A 16,060-nucleotide genomic window follows, 5' to 3' on the forward strand; every position below is an offset into this window, starting at 1 on the left:
CTCTGCGATCCAGGAATTCCGCTACGACTTCTCGACGTAGCGCAGCGAGCGCAGTCCGCGCTCCAGATGCCAGTGCAGGTAGGCGGACACCAGCCCGCTGCCCTCGCGGACGTACCGCGCCTCGCACGCGTCCGCCGTCTCCCAGTCTCCCGTAAGCAGCGCCCCGAGCAGCACCAGGGTCTGCGGGGACGGTACGACGCTGCCGGGGACCCGGCAGTCGACGCAGACGGAGCCGCCGGAGGCCACCGAGAAGAAGCGGTTCGGGCCGGGCATGCCGCACTTCGCGCAGTCGCCGAAGCTCGGTGCGTAGCCGTTGACGGCGAGGGAGCGCAGCAGGAAGGCGTCCAGGACGAGGTGCGGGGCGTGCTCGCCCCGGGCGAGTGTGCGCAGGGCGCCCACCAGCAGCAGGTACTGCTGGACGGCCGGCTCGCCCTCGTGGTCGGTGAACCGCTCGGCGGTCTCCAGCATGGCCGTGCCGGCGGTGTAGCGGCCGTAGTCGGCGACGATCCCGCCGCCGTACGGGGCGATGGTCTCGCTCTGGGTGCACAGCGGCAGTCCGCGCCCGACCAGTTCGCTGCCGCGGGCGAAGAACTGCACGTCCACGTGGGAGAAGGGCTCCAGCCGGGCCCCGAACTTCGACTTGGTGCGCCGTACCCCGCGGGCCACCGCGCGTACCCGTCCGTGACCGCGCGTGAGCAGCGTGATGATCCGGTCCGCCTCACCCAGCTTCTGGGTGCGCAGCACGATGCCGTCGTCGCGGAACAGACTCATGCCACCCATTCTCGCCCATGGCCCGGGCGGCCATGTCGGGGTCGGCCGAGGTGGGGGCGGCCAACGCGGAGGCGCCCGGTCAGGGAGGCTCGTCGCCGGCCTCGGCGTGTGCCGCCTCGGCGCCGGCCCGGTCACCGGGGACCGTCCGGCGGACGGCGCCGGGTTCGGCGTCCCACTCCCGGCCGCCGCCGGGGGGTCTCAGCTGGACGTAGGGGCCCTCGTGGCCCATGACGATCCCGGCCCGCCCGGTGTCCGTGTCCACGACATGGGTGCCGACGGGCGGCTGCGATTCCCCCAACGTCTCCTCCGCCTCCCTCGTCACACGGCGCGGGATGTGTGGTGGTGTCGCGCCCTCACGGTGGCTGCCCGCCCCGGACGGGTTTCACGCTTCGCGCATCCCCGGTGACGCTCCGCCCCTACACTCCGCGTCCGCCCGCGCCCGCGAGTGCGCCGGCGGTCCCCGCCCGCTGCGGCTGCGCCATTCGTGTGTGCTCTCTTGACCGCCCCCGGGGGCTTACCTATGGTCGCGCTACCGAAATCGGACGTAGGACGTTGGACGTCGTATCTCCCGCCCCTCCCCTCTCCCACCCGCTGGAGGACCCGTGCGCGACGACGTGACCCCCGACCTACCGGCACCGCGGCGCCGGCAGTTCCTCAAGCTCACCGGCGCGCTGGGCGGGGCCGCCCTGCTGCCGCCCGCGCTGGCCGCCTGTTCCGGCGGGCCGCAGTCCACCAACGACACCGGCAGCGGCGGCAGCGGCCGCGACCGCACGCTGACCGCGGTGATCGGATACGGCAACGACGGCAGCTGGGACCCGACGCAGACGGCGTCGGCGTTCGCGATGGCCGCCAACAACCACGTCTACGAAGGGCTGCTGGACACCGACCCGATCTCCCGGAAGCCGTACCCGGCGCTCGGCACCCGGGTGCCCGCCGACCCGGGCGCCACCACCTGGCGGTTCACCCTGCGCTCCGGGGCCACCTTCCACGACGGCAGGCCCGTCACCGCCGACGACGTCGTGTTCGTCTTCGACCGGATACTGGACCCGCACACCCAGACGCTGGCCAAGGGCTTCTTCGCCGGCTGGCTGGAGAAGGTCCGCGCGGTCGACTCCCGCACGGTCGAGCTGGTGCTCAAGTTCCCCTTCCCGGATGGTCTTTCGCGGCTCACGCTGGCCAAGATCATGCCCCGGCACGTGTTCTCCCGGCCCGGTGCCTGGGACGAGGCGATCAAGGGGCTGGCGGTCGGCTCGGGCCCGTACCGGCAGACCGCGCACCATCCGAAGTCCAACACCACCTTCGAGGCGTATCCCGGCTACAACGGCCCGCGCAGGCCCGCCTTCAAGCGGATGAACTGGCTGACCATCGTGGACGCGGCCCCGCGCGTCGCGAAGATCTCCGGGACCGGCGCGGGCGCCCAGATCGCCGACAACATCCCCTACGCCAACATCCCCCGGCTGGAGCAGGGCGGCCTGACGGTCGAGGGCGGCGCCGGGATGAACAACCTCTTCCTGATGTTCAACACCGCGCACAAGCCCTTCGACGACGTGCGGGTCCGCCAGGCCCTGCACTACGCCATCGACACCGAGAAGATGGTGCGGGTCGCCCTGAAGGGGCACGGCCGGCCGGCGACGTCGTTCCTCGACGAGGGCAACCCCGGCCACCGGCGCGCCAGGACGGTCTACGACCACGACCCCGCCCGGGCGAAGGCGCTGCTGAGGGCCGCCGGGGTCACGGACCTCAAGGTGGAGATCCTGGCCGTGAACGTCAGCTGGATCGTCGACTGCCTGCCGACCGTGAAGGCCTCCTGGGACGCCATCGGCGTGGAGACGACCCTCGCGCCGCAGGAGACGACGGCCGTGTTCACCAAGATGGACCAGAAGCAGGACTACCAGGTGGTCGCGGCGGCCTCCAACCCGAACCAGTTCGGGCTCGACGCCGACCTGATCATGCACTACAACTACGGCCCCCGGAACCTGTGGATGCAGTACACCCGCTGGGCCGGCGACCCGGTCGCGAAGAAGCTGTTCACGGACATGGACCGGGCGACCCGGGAGCCGGACCCGGCGCGGAAGACGGCGATGGTCCAGGACTACATCGACGTCGTCGCCGAGCAGGCCGTGCTGTACCCGGTGGTGCACAACGAGCTGATGACGGCCTGGGACCCGCGCCGGCTCACCGGCATAAGGGCGCAGCCCTACCCGGGCGTCAACCTCCTCCAGGCCGCGTGGGTCTGACGGCATGACGGCCGTCGTACGGATCCTGCTGCGCCGGGTCGCCCTGCTGGTACCGCTGCTGCTCGGCATCGTGCTGTTCGTGTTCCTGGTGATGCGGTTCTCCGACGTGGACCCGGCGTCCGCGTTCTTCCAGGGCGCCAGTCCGACCCCGCGGCAGCTGCACGACTTCCGGGAGCGCAACGGGCTGCTGGATCCGCTGCCCGTGCGGTACGCCCACTTCGTCGGCGACCTGCTGCACGGCGACCTCGGCACCAGCGCCCTGACCCGGGCCCCGGTCGTCGACCAGGTGACCACCGCGCTGCCGCTCACCCTCCAGCTGACCTTCCTGGGCCTGGGCATCGCGGTGGTGCTGGCGCTGGCCGGCGGGATCACCGCGGCCGTCCACCGGGACCGGGTGCCGGACCACGTCGTCCGGGTCGTCTCGCTGGTCGGGGTCGCCGCACCCGGGTTCTGGCTGGCGCTGCTGATGATCCAGTACCTGGCGGTGGACCGGGGCTGGTTCCCGACCGGCGGGTACATCAATCCGGCCGACTCGGTCACCGGCTGGCTGCGGACGATGGCGCTGCCCGCCTTCGCCCTCTCGCTGCCGGTGGCCGCCCAGCTGACCCGGATCGTGCGGACGTCGGTGGTGGAGGAGCTGGACAAGGACTACGTCCGCACGGCGATCGGCGGCGGGCTGCCGCCGCGGGTCGTCGTCGGCCGCAACGTCCTCAGGAACGCGCTGGTCAACCCGCTGACCGTGCTGGGGCTGCGCGTCGGCTACCTCCTCGGCGGTGCCGTCGTCATCGAGACGATCTTCTCGCTGCCCGGCATGGGCAAGCTGATGATCGACGCCGTGCAGAACGGCGATCCCGCGGTGGTGCAGGGGGTGGTGCTCACCACCGCCACCGGGTTCGTCGTCGTCAACCTCGTCATCGACATCCTGTATCTGCTGGTCAACCCACGTCTGAGGGCGGCCTGATGGTCACGCGCGCGCGTCTTGCCGAACGGCTCTCGCGGCCCGGCGTCCGGCTGCGCGGCCGGCGCCGGCTGCCGCTGTCGTCCCGGATCGCGGTCTGCTTCCTGGGCTGCGTCGTCCTGGTCGCCGTCCTCGCCCCCCTGCTGGCCCCGCACGATCCGCTCGACCAGCAGGACCCGGTGGACGGCACCGGCCACCCGTCGGCCGCGCACTGGATGGGCCAGGACAGCCTGGGCCGAGACGTCCTCAGCCGGCTGATGTACGGCGCCCGCTGGTCGCTGGCGATCGGGCTGGGCGCCACCGCGCTCGCCCTGGTCGCCGGCGCGCTGCTCGGCGCCCTCGCCGCGACCTCCCGCAGGGCGGCCGACGAGACGCTGATGCGCTGTCTGGACGTGGTGATGGCGTTCCCGGGCATCGCGCTCGCGGCCGTGCTGGTGGCCGTGTTCGGCGGCGGCATCGGCGTGCTGATCTGTGCCATCGCCTTCCTGTTCACCCCGCCCGTGGCCCGCGTCGTCCGGGCCAACGTCCTCGACCAGTACGGTGAGGACTACGTCACCGCCGAGCGGGTCATCGGCGCCCGGACCCCGCACATCGTGCTGCGCCACGTGGCCGTCAACTGCGCGGCCCCGGTCCTGGTGTTCTGCACGGTCCAGGTGGCCGAGGCGATCGTCTTCGAGGCGTCGCTGTCCTTCATCGGCGCGGGCGTACGGCCCCCCGACCCGTCCTGGGGCAGTGTCATCGCCGACGGCAAGAACATGGTGCTGACCGGCGGCTGGTGGGCGACCGTCTTCCCGGGCCTGCTGATCCTGCTCACCGTGCTCTCGCTGAACATCCTCTCCGAGGGGGTGTCCGACGCGTGGGCGGCACCGGCGCCCCGGGAGGTCGCGGTGCCCGAGGAACGGCCCCGGACGGCGGAGCCGGGCGGTGGCGAGGTGCTCCGGCTGCCCGGCCTGCCGGAGGCCGCCCGGCGGCTGCGCGCCCGTGCCCGGCCGCTGCCCGGCCGCGGCGGCCCGCCGGTGCTCGCGGTGGAGAACCTCACCATCGGCTTCCCGGACCGGCACCGGGGCGTGGACGTCGTCGCCGGCGTCGGCTTCGAGGTGTATCCGGGCGAAGTGCTCGGCCTGGTGGGCGAGTCGGGGTGCGGGAAGTCGCTGACCGCGCTCACGGTGATGGGGCTCCAGCCGGGGAGCGCGCGCGTCGGCGGCCAGATCCGCTTCCGGCAGCGCGATCTGCTCGCCGAGCCGATGCGGGTCCGGCGGCGGCTGCTCGGCCACGAGATGGCGATGGTCCACCAGGACGCCCTGTCCGCCCTGAACCCGGCCATGACCGTCCGGGCGCAGCTGAAGCAGCTCGTCCGCCGCGGGGGCCGGCGCAGCCCGCGGGAGCTGCTGGCGCTGGTCGGCCTGGATCCGGAGCGGACCCTGCGCAGCTACCCGCACGAACTCTCCGGCGGCCAGCGCCAGCGGGTGCTGATCGCCATGGCCCTCTCCCGCGAGCCGGGTCTGATCGTCGCCGACGAGCCGACGACCGCGCTGGACGTCACCGTGCAGGCGCAGGTCATGGAGTTGCTGCTGCGGCTGCGCGCGGAGCTCGGCTTCGCCCTGATCCTGGTCTCGCACGATCTGGCGCTGGTCGCCGACGTCACCGACCGGGTGGTGGTGATGTACGGCGGGCAGATCGTGGAGAGCAGGGTGACCGCCGAGCTGGTGGCGGCGCCGGCCCACCACTACACGCGCGGTCTGCTCGGCAGTGTGCTCTCGCTGGAGTCGGCCGAGGAGCGGATGACGCAGATCAAGGGCGTCGTCCCCGCCCCGGCGGACTTCCCGGCGGGCTGCCGGTTCGCCGACCGCTGCCCGCTGGCGACCCGGGTGTGTCACACGACCGCGCCGGTCCTCACGGGTCCGCCCCTGCACACGGCGGCCTGCCACCACCCGGCGGTCGCGTTGACGTCGGCGGAGAGCGAGGAGGCCCTGCAGTGACCGCTGTCGTGGAGGTCCGGGACGCGCACGTCGTCCACAAGGCGCGCGGCGGCGGGCTGTTCGCCCGTGCCCGGGTGTACGCCCTGACCGGCGCCGATCTCACGGTGGGCGCCGGTGAGACGGTCGGGGTGGTCGGGGAGTCGGGGTGCGGCAAGTCGACGCTGGCGAAGGTGCTCGTGGGCATCCAGCGGCCGACGTCGGGGACGGTGTCGTACCGGGGCCGCGACCTGTGGTCGATGACGCCCGCCGAACGCCGGACCGCGGTCGGCGCGGGCACCGGCATGATCTTCCAGGACCCGTCGACCGCCCTGAACCGCCGGCTGCCGGTCGGCCGTGTCCTGCGCGACCCGCTGGACGTCCACGGTCGCGGCACCCGCGCCGAACGGGAGGACCGGGTCCGTGAGCTGATGGCTCTGGTGGGGCTGCCCCGCGCCCTCGCGGACGCCCTGCCGGGGCAGCTGTCGGGCGGGCAGCGGCAGCGCGTCGCGATCGCCCGGGCGCTCGCCCTCGACCCGGCCCTGGTGATCGCCGACGAGCCGACCAGCGCCCTGGACGTCTCGGTCCGCGCGCAGATCCTGAACCTGCTGCTGGACCTGAAGGACCGCCTGGGGCTCGCCCTGGTGTTCGTCAGCCACGACATCCAGACGGTCCGGCGGATGAGCGACCGAGTGATCACCATGTACCTGGGCCGGATCGTGGAGGAGACCCCGGCCGACCGGGTCACCGACAGCGCCCGGCACCCGTACACCCGCGCCCTGTTCTCCGCCACGCCGGGTCTGCTGGACCCGGTCGACCCGATCCCGCTGACCGGGCCGGTGCCGTCCGCGACCCGCCCGCCGAGCGGCTGCCCGTTCCGCACCCGCTGCTGGAAGGCCGACGACGTGTGCGCCGGGGCGATGCCGGACTTCTCGGCCGCGTCACGCCCCGGACACCGGTTCCGCTGTCACCATCCTGTCCAGGAGGACCAGCCGACCCGAGACCTAGCACGCCAGGAGCCCTGAATGACCTTCCCCGCCCCGCTGACCGGTGTCGTCCCGCCCGTCTGCACCCCCCTGACGCCGGAGCGCGAGGTGGACCTGCGCTCGCTGCTCCGGCTGGTCGACCACCTGGTGGAGGCGGGGGTGCACGGGCTGTTCCTGCTCGGCTCGACCTCGGAGGCGGCCTTCCTGACGGACCGGCAGCGCACCCAGGTCGTGGCGGCCGTGACGGCGCACGTGGCCGGCCAGCTGCCGGTGCTGGCCGGGGCCATCGACATGACCACCCCGCGCGTCCTGGACCACGTCTCGGCGGTCACCGCGGCCGGCGCGCAGGCCGTCGTCGTCACCGCCCCGTTCTACGCCCGCACCCACCGCGCGGAGATCGTCCACCACTACCGCCGGATCGCCGCCGTCAGCCCGATCCCGGTGATCGCCTACGACATCCCGGTGGCCGTGCACACCAAGCTCCCCGCCGACCTGGTGCTGGGGCTCGCCGGGGACGGCGTGCTGACCGGGATCAAGGACTCCAGCGGGGACCTGGCGGCCTTCCGGGAGCTCGTCACCGGCGCCCGCGGCCACGCCGGGTTCAGCGTGCTGACCGGCTCGGAGCTGATCGCCGACTCCGCGCTCGCGCTGGGCGCCGACGGTGCCGTGCCGGGCCTCGCCAACGTCGACCCGCACGGTTACGTCCGCCTCTACCGCCAGTGCCGGGCCGGCGACTGGGAGGGCGCGCGGACCGAGCAGGAGCGGCTGTGCGCGCTGTTCGCCGTCACCGCCGTCGGCGATCCGGCCCGGATGGGCGGCAGTTCGGCGGCGCTGGGCGCGTTCAAGGCGGCGCTGCACCTGCGTGGGATCATCGACTGCCCGGTGACGGCGGAACCGCAGGTCCCGCTGTCGGGCGAGGAGGTCGAGCGGATCGGCAAACACCTGGCGGCGGCCGGACTGCTCTAGGGCAGGCGGAGTCTGCGGAACTCGATGGCGTCGTAGGGGCCGGTGGTGCCGGTCTCGTAGAGGATGCCGAGCGTGCCGTCGCCGAGGGGCACCAGGTCCGAGTAGGCGGCCGGCCGGTCCGAGACGGTGAGCAGCCTGGTGAAGGTGCGGCCGGCGTCGGCGCTGGACCAGAGCGCCATGGCGCGGCGGGCCGCCGGTACGGAGGGCGCCGAGAACAGCAACCGCCGGTCGGGGCCGTCGAGTTGCAGGACGCTGCCCTCGACCATCGGCACGTCGTCCAGGGTGGGCTGGGGGGCGTAGGGGCGGTCGAGGGTGGCGCCGCCGTCGCCGGAGTAGGTGTCCAGGCGGTTCCCGGGAGCGCTGCCGTTCTGGTCGCGGGAGCTGAAGTACAGCCGGCCGTCGGTGAGCTGGGTCGCGGTGGTCTCGTTGGGGTTGGTGACGCCGTCGTGGCCGCCGGTCACGAAGCCGAGCCGCCAGGTGCGGCCGCCGTCGTCGCTGTAGAGCGCGTTGCCGCCGTAGTGGCGGGGTTCCCGGCCGGTGTCGCCGGAGCCGGCGGGCGGGGCGGTGGAGTGGTTCGCGGGGACGACCAGCCGCCCGGCGTGCGGGCCCCGGGTGAGGGCGACGGCGTGGCCGGGTCCGGTGGCGTACCAGCGCCAGTCCGGCCGCCCGGCCTCGGCCGTGATGTCGCGCGGCGGGGTGAAGTGGCGGCCGTCGTCCCGGCTGCGCTGCACGAACACCCGGCGGCCCGATGCGGGCGCGGCCTCGCCGCGCATGATCTGCGCCTCGGTCACCTTCCCGCTGTTGGCGCAGGTCACGAGGACGACGGCGCCGGTGCGCGGGTCCACCACCGGCGCGGGGTTGCCCCGGGTGTCGCCGTCACCCGCGGCCACCACCCGCAGCCGGCCCCAGGTGCAGCCACCGTCGGTGGAGCGGCGCAGCACGACGTCGATGTCGCCGGTGTCGCCCGCGCCGTCGTGCCGGCCCTCGGCGAAGGCGAGGACGGTGCCGTGTCGGGTCCGGACCGTGGCGGGGATGCGGTAGGTGGCGTAACCGCCCTGCCCGGACACGTACGGCGCGGAGGAGACGCAGCCGGCCGCGGCGTGCGCGGGCGGGTGGACGGTGAGCGAGGTGAGGAACGCGAGGGTGGTGAGGAGGGTGCGGTTCAGCGGTGTCACGCACCCATGCTCCCCGGAATCACCAGCCCCGACTCGTAGCCCACGATGACGAGCTGGGCCCGGTCGCGGGCGCCGAGCTTGCCCATGATCCGGCTGACGTGGGTCTTCGCGGTGAGCGGGCTCAGCCCCAACGCCTCGGCGATCTCGGCGTTGTTGAGGCCCCGGGCGACCAGGGTCAGCACCTGACGCTCCCGGTCCGACAGGCACTCGGGGCCGCCCGTGTGCGGGGCCGTGGGGCTTCGCAGGAACCGCTCGATCAGCCGCGCGGTGGGCCCGGGCGAGAGCAGTGCCTCGCCGGCGGCGACCGTGCGGATCGCGTCGAGCAGGTCGGCCGGGCGGGTGTCCTTCACCAGGAAGCCGGAGGCGCCGGCCCGCAGGGCGTCGACGATGTTCTCGTCGGTGTCGTAGGTGGTGAGGACCAGCACCCGGACCCCGGCCAGGTCCTCGTCGGCGGCGATGCGCCGGGTGGCCTCGATGCCGTCGAGGCCGGGCATGCGGACGTCCATCAGCACCACGTCGGCGCGTGCGGTGCGGGCGAGTGCGACGGCCTCCGCGCCGGTGGCCGCCTGGCCCACGACCAGCATGTCCGGCGCGGACTCGACGAGCATCGCGAACGCGGCCCGCACGAGGGTCTGGTCGTCGGCGAGCAGGACTCTGATCATCGGGTCTCCCCCAGCGGCAGTACGGCGCTCACCTCGAAGCCCGGTCCGTCGGCGCGCGGTCCGGCCTCGACGGTGCCGCCGACGCTGCGGGCGCGTTCCCGCATGCCGACGAGCCCGAACCCGGGCGGCCGCCCGTCGGCGGCGGCTCCGCCCGTGCCGTCGTCGGTGACCCGGACGCGCAGGGCGCGCACCGAGCCCTCGGCCTGCTCCTCTTCGTGCACCCGCACCCGCACGGTCAGGTCGTCCCGGCCACCGTGGCGCACCGCGTTGGTGAGGGCCTCCTGGACGATCCGGTAGGCGGCGGCACCGACGGCGGGCGGCACCTCGCCGGCCCGGACCGTGAGTTCCGCGGTCACGCCCGCCGCCTTCGCCAGGTCGGTGAGGCCGTGCAGGCCGGGCAGCGGGCCGCGGGCGTCCGGGGTGCCGGGGTCGCGCAGCACCTCCAGGGTGGTGCGCAGTTCACCGCGGGCCGTGCGGCAGGTCTCGGCGATGTCGTCCAGGGAGCGGGCGACGGCCGTCCGGTCGAGGCGGTCGGGGTCGGCGGCCAGGACGTGCGCGGCGACCGAGGTCTGCACGCCGATGAGGGTGATGCTGTGGGCGAGCAGGTCGTGCAGGTCGCGGGCGATGCGCAGGCGCTCCTCGGCGACCCGGCGGCGGGCCTCCTCCTCGCGGGTGCGTTCGGCGCGCTCGGCCCGTTCCAGCGCGGCGGCGGCGTTCTCCCGGTGGACGCGGAGGTAGCCGCCGAGGACGAGCATGGAGACGATCCAGCCGGTGATCTGGAAGGTCACCGTCAGCCCGGCCACACCGTGGTCGATCTTCAGGACGACCATGAGCGCGACGACCGAGACGCCGATGACGGCCGTGCGCCGCGGGCTGCCGCCGGCCGCGACGGTGTAGAGGATGACCATGGAGGCGGCGGTCGGCGCGGAGTGGTTGTAGTCGAGCTGGTGGTAGCCGGCGATCAGCGCGATCATGACCGTCAGCGCGGTCAGGGGGGCCCGCCGGCGCCAGGCCAGCGGCACGTGGAGGGCGAGCAGCAGGGCCCAGCCGAGGGCGTCCGGGTGACGGCCGGTGCCGAGGGTGACGGCGATGAGGGAGGCGAGCGCGGCGAGTCCGGCGGCGAGGCACGCGTCCTGCCGCGGGGGGGCCGGGGACGCGAAGGCCCGTCGGGGCCGGGGGGCGGTGATGGTTGCCTGCACGGGGTTCATCCTCCGGTAGGCGGGCACCCCCGCCGAGGGCAGGGGTGCCCGGGGGTCAGGCCACGGGTTCCGGGACGCGCCGGGGGGCGGCGGACGGCGCCCGGGACAGCCGCCCCGGCCACCACACCCGGCGCCCGAGTGCCACGCTCGCGCTGGTCACCAGGTAGGTGCGGACGAGGAAGGTGTCGAGCAGCACGCCGGCGGCGATGACGAAGCCCAGCTCGACCAGGGGCACGAGGCCCATGTTCGTCAGCACGGCGAAGGTGGCGGCCAGGACCAGCCCGGCGGAGGCGATGACCCCGCCGGTGGTGCGCAGCGCGGTGAGCGCGGCCTCGGCCGGCTCGCTCCCCCGCAGCGACTCCTCCCGCATCCGGTGCATGAGGAAGATGCCGTAGTCGACGCCGAGGGCGACCAGGAACACGAACGACAGCAGGGCGAGTCCGGGATCGGTGCCGTGGAAGCCGAACAGCGGCCCGAAGACGAGCCCGCCGAGGCCGAGGGCCGCGCCCCACACGGCGACCACGGCGGCCACCAGGACGAGCGGGGCGACGAGGGAGCGCAGCAGGGCGGCCAGGATCAGCAGCACGGACAGCAGCACGAGGGGGACGACCACCGTGCGGTCGCGGGCGTCGGTGTCGCGCAGGTCGAGCTGCTGGGCGCTGGGCCCGCCCACGTGGGAGCCGGGCAGCCGGTGGCGCAGGGCCTCGATGGTGGCGGTCTCGGCGGCGGACTGGGGCGGGGCGGAGGCGGTCACCGTGATCTCGGTCCAGCCGCCGCCGGTACGGCCCCGCCGCGCGTCCGCCACTCCCCGGGTGTCCCGGACGGCGGTCAGGGCCGCGTCGGCGCGCGCGGCCGGGGTCAGCACCTCGATGGGCTGCGCGGAGCGCTCCGGGTAGGCCGCGGCGACGGTCTCCATCGCGGTGACGGAGTCGGGCCTGTCCACGAAGGTGTCCAGCTGCTTGAGGGTGCCGGGCAGGGAGAGGGTGCCGAGCGCGAGGGCGCCGAGCAGGGCGGCGCCGGTGGCGAGGACGGTCAGCGGGCGGCGCCCGGCGGAGGAGCCCATCGCCGCGAACAGGGAGCGGCGGGCCACGGGCGTGCTGCCGTGGGCGGGCACGAGCGGCCAGAACACGCGGCGGCCCAGCAGCACCAGGAGGGCCGGCAGCAGGGTGAGCATCGCGGCCAGGGCGCACAGCACGCCGACGGTGCCGAGCGGGCCCATGCCGCGGCTGGAGTTGAGGTCGGCGGCGAGCAGGCACAGCAGGCCCGCGGCGACCGTGCCGGAGGAGGCGAGGACGGCGGGCCCGCAGCCGCGCAGCGCCGCCCGCATGGCGTCGTGGGGCAGTTCGTGGCGGCGTAGTTCCTCGCGGTAGCGGGCGACGAGGAGCAGGGCGTAGTCGGTGCCGGCGCCGAAGACGAGGATGGTCATGATGCCGGCGCTCTGACCGGAGACGGTGGTGCCGAAGGCCTGGTTCAGGCCGTAGGCGGCGGCGCGGGCCAGGAAGTCGGAGAGCCCGGCGACGGTGAGCGGGACCAGCCACAGCAGCGGGCTGCGGTAGATGAGGACGAGCAGGACGGCGACGACGCCGACGGTGGTGTAGAGCAGCGGGCCGCCGAGGGAGGCGTACACGCCGGAGGCGTCGGTGGCGAGGGCGGCCGGGCCGCCGGCCCGTACCGTCAGCCCGCCCTCGCCGTGGGCGAGTCGGCGGACGTCGGCCACGAACGCGTCGCGCTTCTTCTCGTCCGTGCCGGGCTCGTTGCTGCCGACCGGGTACACGAGGGTGGTGCCGTCGGCGGACGGGACGCCGCGCGGGGTGCCGGTCAGGGTGTGCCGGTGGGCGACGGCGGCGACCTGTCCGGCCGCCGTGGCCCGGTCGGCGGCGGTGAGTCCGTCGGCGCGGTGGTAGACGAGGACCAGCTCGGTGGTCTCACCGCCCGGCAGACGGTCCTGGAGCTCGGCGACCTGGGTGGAGTCGGCGGACGCCGGGAGGTAGTCGGTGGCGCGGTCGCGCTGGACGTCGCCCAGCCTGGCGGCGAACGGTGCAGCGACGGCCAGCAGGACCACCCACAGTCCCACCACCAGCCACGGCAGCCCCCGCCGCCCGCGTGTCGCACGTGTTGTCGCGGCCCCCATGAGGATCGGGCCTCCCCTCCGGTACGGATGTCTGGACACGGCTCCAGACTTCCGCCGGGAACGGCGGCGATCGTCGGACGAGGGGGCGAGTTCGCCGGTACTGCCGGGGGTGGCCGGCGCGCCCCGCTACTCCCCGGGGAGTAGCGGGCGGCGGCGCTCAGGAGGGGGTGCGGGCGGCCGCCAGCAGACGGGTGACGTCGTCGGCGCAGATGGTCAGTGCCGCGCCGACGGTGGTGAGGGCGTCGCGTTCGGCGGGGGTGTAGGGGCCGTCGGCGAGGGCGATGCGGGCGGCCTGGAGGAGCAGGGCCTCCCGGCCGGCCGGGGCGAGGTGCGGGGCGAGCGGGTCCAGGGCCTCGTGCAGCTCTATGGTCAGGCTCGCGCCGCAGGGCTGCTCGAACACCCGGCCGGTGTCGGCGGCGAGCGCCTCGACCAGGGCGGCCAGCTGGTCCTCGGTGCAGTCGTCGAAGCCGGCCGCGCGTACCGTGCCGGCGGCCGTCTCCAGGGCCGTACGGGAGCTGGTGCCGCCCGCGGTGAGGACGGCGAGGGCGACGGTGTGCACGGCGTCGCGGAGCATCGTGGAGAAGCGGCGGGTGGTGGGGTGGTCGAGGGCTTCCGTGCCGTGGTGGCGGTGACAGGAAGCGCATTCCACGACCGGCCCGGTCACCCCGCGCGGCAGCAGCGGCACGCCCAGCAGGGTGAGGCGGCGGCGCCCGGTGAGCCGCTGGTAGTTGCGGTCGCCTCCGCAGCCGGGGCAGAAGAACTCGCCGTCGCCCACGGGTGTCCATGCGGTGCGGGTGCCCAGGATGCGCGCAGCCCTGGCGGCACGGCCGTCTCGTCCCCGTACTGGCAGCACGTCGCACCTCCGTAACCGCACGGCAACATCGCCGCGCTGGCGTGATGTTAGCCACATCAGGGAGGCGGAGTCAGTACCCCGTACGAGACCTTTCCGTGACCTGGGGGGTTCGGTGGCCGACAATCGACGTCGCCCTGGCCGCCGTTCACAGCGGTCAGGGCGACGAAACAGCCGGTCAGAGGGGTCAGCGGGCCGCGCGGTTCACCGCGGAGACGACCGCCTTCAGTGAAGCACGCGTCGTGTTCGCGTCGATGCCGATGCCCCACAGAACCTTGTCGCCGATCGCGCATTCGATGTAGGAGGCGGCCTGCGCGGAGGCGCCCTCGCTCATCGTGTGCTCCTGGTAGTCCAGCAGGCGTACGTCGACGCCGACGGACTCCAGCGCGTCGAAGAAGGCCGAGATCGGACCGTTGCCGGAACCGGTCAGGACGGTGTCCTCGCCGTCGACGGTGGCCTCCACGGTCAGGGTGTCCACGCCGTCGGTGTCGGTGGTCGACTGGCCGGTCCTGACCTGGATGCGGCCCCAGGGGTTCTCGGGGTTCGGCAGGTACTCGTCCTGGAAGACGGCCCAGATGTCCTTCGGCGTGATCTCGCCGCCCTCGGCGTCCGTCTTCGCCTGGATGAGCTTGGAGAACTCGATCTGCATCCGGCGCGGCAGGTCCAGCTTGTGGTCGTTCTTCAGGACGTAGGAGACACCGCCCTTGCCGGACTGCGAGTTGACGCGGATGACGGCCTCGTAGGAGCGGCCGACGTCCTTCGGGTCGATCGGCAGGTACGGCACCGCCCACTCGATGTCGTCGACGGTGACGCCCGTGGCGCTCGCCTCGGCCTCCATGGCGTCGAAGCCCTTCTTGATGGCGTCCTGGTGGGAGCCGGAGAAGGACGTGTAGACCAGGTCGCCCACGTACGGGTGGCGCGGGTGGACCTCCATCTGGTTGCAGTACTCCCACGTACGACGGATCTCGTCGATGTCGGAGAAGTCGATCTGCGGGTCGACGCCCTGGGAGAACAGGTTCATGCCCAGGGTGACCAGGTCGACGTTGCCGGTGCGCTCGCCCTGGCCGAACAGGCAGCCCTCGACGCGGTCGGCGCCGGCCATCAGCGCGAGCTCGGCGGCGGCGACGGCCGTGCCGCGGTCGTTGTGCGGGTGGACCGACAGGCAGACGTGCTCGCGGCGGGACAGGTTGCGGCCCATCCACTCGAAGCGGTCCGCGTGCGTCGACGGGGTCGAACGCTCCACCGTGGCCGGCAGGTTGAGGATGATCTCGCGGCCCGGGCCCGGCTGGTAGACGTCCATCACCGCCTCGCAGACCTCCAGGGCGAAGTCCAGCTCGGTGTCGGTGAAGATCTCGGGGCTGTACTGGTAGCCGAACTCGGTCTCGGGGCCCAGCAGTTTCTCGGCGTACTCCATCACCAGACGGGTGCCGTCGACGGCGATCTGCTTGATGTCGTCCTTGGAGCCGCGGAAGACCACCCGGCGGAAGACCGGGGCGGTGGCGTTGTACAGGTGGACGGTGGCCCGCCGGGCGCCCTTCAGGGACTCCACGGTCCGCTCGATCAGGTCCTCGCGGGCCTGGGTCAGTACGGAGATCGTGACGTCGTCCGGGATCGCGCCCTCCTCCTCGATGATCGAGCGCACGAAGTCGAAGTCGGTCTGGCCGGAGGCGGGGAAGCCGACCTCGATCTCCTTGTAGCCCATGGCGACCAGCTGGTCGAACATCCGGCGCTTGCGCTCGGGCGACATCGGGTCGATCAGGGCCTGGTTGCCGTCGCGCAGGTCGGTGGAGAGCCAGCGGGGGGCGGCGGTGATCCGCTTCTCGGGCCAGGTGCGGTCCTGGAGGTCGACCTGCTCGTAGCGGCCGTACTTGTGGATCGGCATGGAACTGGGCTGCTGGCGGTTGGCCATGATGCGTAAGGCTCCTCTGGATGACCGGAAGGACGGCCGACGACGCAACGCCAAGCTCCGCGGGGAGGGAGTCGGCCTCGACTACAGGCCCTCGCCGCGGCAGCTAAGAAGAAGCAGCCCGTAACGCATGATGCTCCGCAGCCTAGCCGAGCCGTCGCGGACGAGGTGGGTTCGTTCCAGTATGCGGGACCGGTGTCACAAAATGGACAAAAAGTGCGCCGTACCACATCGTCACGCTGCGTGGCGCTCGGTGTCCCGGTA

Annotated in this window: 13 protein-coding genes; 5 read left to right on the forward strand and 8 right to left on the reverse strand. The window is 73.5% G+C overall.

The annotated features are described in order from the left end of the window. Window positions 1-21: 21 nt before the first annotated feature. Together recO and N8I86_RS13775 are read right to left on the reverse strand one after the other, a co-directional pair. On the reverse strand, window positions 22-771 hold the full coding sequence (recO, locus tag N8I86_RS13770; protein WP_073893790.1) for a DNA repair protein RecO: 750 nt from the start codon (window positions 769-771) through the stop codon (window positions 22-24). 79 nt (window positions 772-850) lie between these two features. Further along, window positions 851-1,093: a hypothetical protein gene (locus tag N8I86_RS13775; RefSeq protein ID WP_143611254.1), complete on the reverse strand. Its 243-nt coding sequence runs from the start codon at window positions 1,091-1,093 to the stop codon at window positions 851-853. A 280-nt stretch (window positions 1,094-1,373) separates the two neighbouring features. On the opposite strand from N8I86_RS13775, the gene N8I86_RS13780 reads away from it, so the two are divergent. The 5 genes from N8I86_RS13780 to N8I86_RS13800 are packed head-to-tail and all read left to right on the forward strand — an operon-like array spanning window position 1,374 to window position 7,873. Next, on the forward strand, window positions 1,374-3,008 hold the full coding sequence (locus N8I86_RS13780; RefSeq protein WP_263277885.1) for an ABC transporter substrate-binding protein: 1,635 nt from the start codon (window positions 1,374-1,376) through the stop codon (window positions 3,006-3,008). Window positions 3,009-3,012: 4 nt separating this feature from the next. Further along, complete coding sequence (locus N8I86_RS13785; RefSeq protein WP_073893797.1) at window positions 3,013-3,969, forward strand: ABC transporter permease; 957 nt, start codon at window positions 3,013-3,015, stop codon at window positions 3,967-3,969. Next, the gene (locus tag N8I86_RS13790; RefSeq protein ID WP_263277886.1) at window positions 3,969-5,945 is read left to right on the forward strand and encodes a dipeptide/oligopeptide/nickel ABC transporter permease/ATP-binding protein; all 1,977 of its coding nucleotides are present in this window, start codon (window positions 3,969-3,971) and stop codon (window positions 5,943-5,945) included. The genes N8I86_RS13785 and N8I86_RS13790 overlap by 1 nt, the downstream gene beginning before the upstream one ends. After that, window positions 5,942-6,946, forward strand: a complete 1,005-nt coding sequence (locus N8I86_RS13795) for an oligopeptide/dipeptide ABC transporter ATP-binding protein (RefSeq protein WP_073893801.1) — start codon at window positions 5,942-5,944, stop codon at window positions 6,944-6,946. The genes N8I86_RS13790 and N8I86_RS13795 overlap by 4 nt, the downstream gene beginning before the upstream one ends. Then, on the forward strand, window positions 6,947-7,873 hold the full coding sequence (locus N8I86_RS13800) for a dihydrodipicolinate synthase family protein (RefSeq protein WP_263277887.1): 927 nt from the start codon (window positions 6,947-6,949) through the stop codon (window positions 7,871-7,873). On the opposite strand, the gene N8I86_RS13805 is transcribed toward N8I86_RS13800, so the two are convergent. The 6 genes from N8I86_RS13805 to leuA form a co-directional block, all read right to left on the reverse strand. Further along, window positions 7,870-9,048 carry a sialidase family protein gene (locus N8I86_RS13805; protein WP_263277888.1) on the reverse strand — a complete coding sequence of 393 codons (1,179 nt, stop codon included), beginning with the start codon at window positions 9,046-9,048 and terminating at the stop codon, window positions 7,870-7,872. The genes N8I86_RS13800 and N8I86_RS13805 overlap by 4 nt on opposite strands. Continuing rightward, the gene (locus N8I86_RS13810) at window positions 9,045-9,710 is read right to left on the reverse strand and encodes a response regulator (protein ID WP_263277889.1); all 666 of its coding nucleotides are present in this window, start codon (window positions 9,708-9,710) and stop codon (window positions 9,045-9,047) included. Before N8I86_RS13810 ends, N8I86_RS13805 begins: the two co-directional genes overlap by 4 nt. Further along, window positions 9,707-10,918, reverse strand: coding sequence for a sensor histidine kinase (locus N8I86_RS13815; protein ID WP_123437943.1), 1,212 nt, complete (start codon window positions 10,916-10,918; stop codon window positions 9,707-9,709). The genes N8I86_RS13810 and N8I86_RS13815 overlap by 4 nt, the downstream gene beginning before the upstream one ends. A gap of 46 nt (window positions 10,919-10,964) precedes the next feature. Further along, window positions 10,965-13,040: an MMPL family transporter gene (locus N8I86_RS13820; RefSeq protein WP_263277890.1), complete on the reverse strand. Its 2,076-nt coding sequence runs from the start codon at window positions 13,038-13,040 to the stop codon at window positions 10,965-10,967. Between the two features lie 157 nt (window positions 13,041-13,197). Further along, window positions 13,198-13,893, reverse strand: a complete 696-nt coding sequence (locus tag N8I86_RS13825) for a TerB family tellurite resistance protein (RefSeq protein WP_073893809.1) — start codon at window positions 13,891-13,893, stop codon at window positions 13,198-13,200. Window positions 13,894-14,077: 184 nt separating this feature from the next. After that, entirely contained in the window at window positions 14,078-15,799 is a 1,722-nt protein-coding gene (leuA, locus tag N8I86_RS13830) for a 2-isopropylmalate synthase (protein ID WP_073893811.1), read from the reverse strand. Window positions 15,800-16,060: the final 261 nt, after the last annotated feature.

The organism is Streptomyces albidicamelliae (genome assembly GCF_025642175.1).
In the GTDB taxonomy this organism is placed as follows: domain Bacteria; phylum Actinomycetota; class Actinomycetes; order Streptomycetales; family Streptomycetaceae; genus Streptomyces; species Streptomyces albidocamelliae.

What these genes read in the sequence shown, in the direction of transcription:
- recO (WP_073893790.1), bottom strand. Translation starts at nt 771, where the DNA reads ATGAGTCTGTTCCGCGACGACGGCATCGTGCTGCGCACCCAGAAGCTG.
- N8I86_RS13785 (WP_073893797.1), top strand. Translation starts at nt 3,013, where the DNA reads ATGACGGCCGTCGTACGGATCCTGCTGCGCCGGGTCGCCCTGCTGGTA.
- N8I86_RS13790 (WP_263277886.1), top strand. Translation starts at nt 3,969, where the DNA reads ATGGTCACGCGCGCGCGTCTTGCCGAACGGCTCTCGCGGCCCGGCGTC.
- N8I86_RS13800 (WP_263277887.1), top strand. Translation starts at nt 6,947, where the DNA reads ATGACCTTCCCCGCCCCGCTGACCGGTGTCGTCCCGCCCGTCTGCACC.
- N8I86_RS13810 (WP_263277889.1), bottom strand. Translation starts at nt 9,710, where the DNA reads ATGATCAGAGTCCTGCTCGCCGACGACCAGACCCTCGTGCGGGCCGCG.
- N8I86_RS13815 (WP_123437943.1), bottom strand. Translation starts at nt 10,918, where the DNA reads ATGAACCCCGTGCAGGCAACCATCACCGCCCCCCGGCCCCGACGGGCC.
- N8I86_RS13820 (WP_263277890.1), bottom strand. Translation starts at nt 13,040, where the DNA reads ATGGGGGCCGCGACAACACGTGCGACACGCGGGCGGCGGGGGCTGCCG.
- leuA (WP_073893811.1), bottom strand. Translation starts at nt 15,799, where the DNA reads ATGGCCAACCGCCAGCAGCCCAGTTCCATGCCGATCCACAAGTACGGC.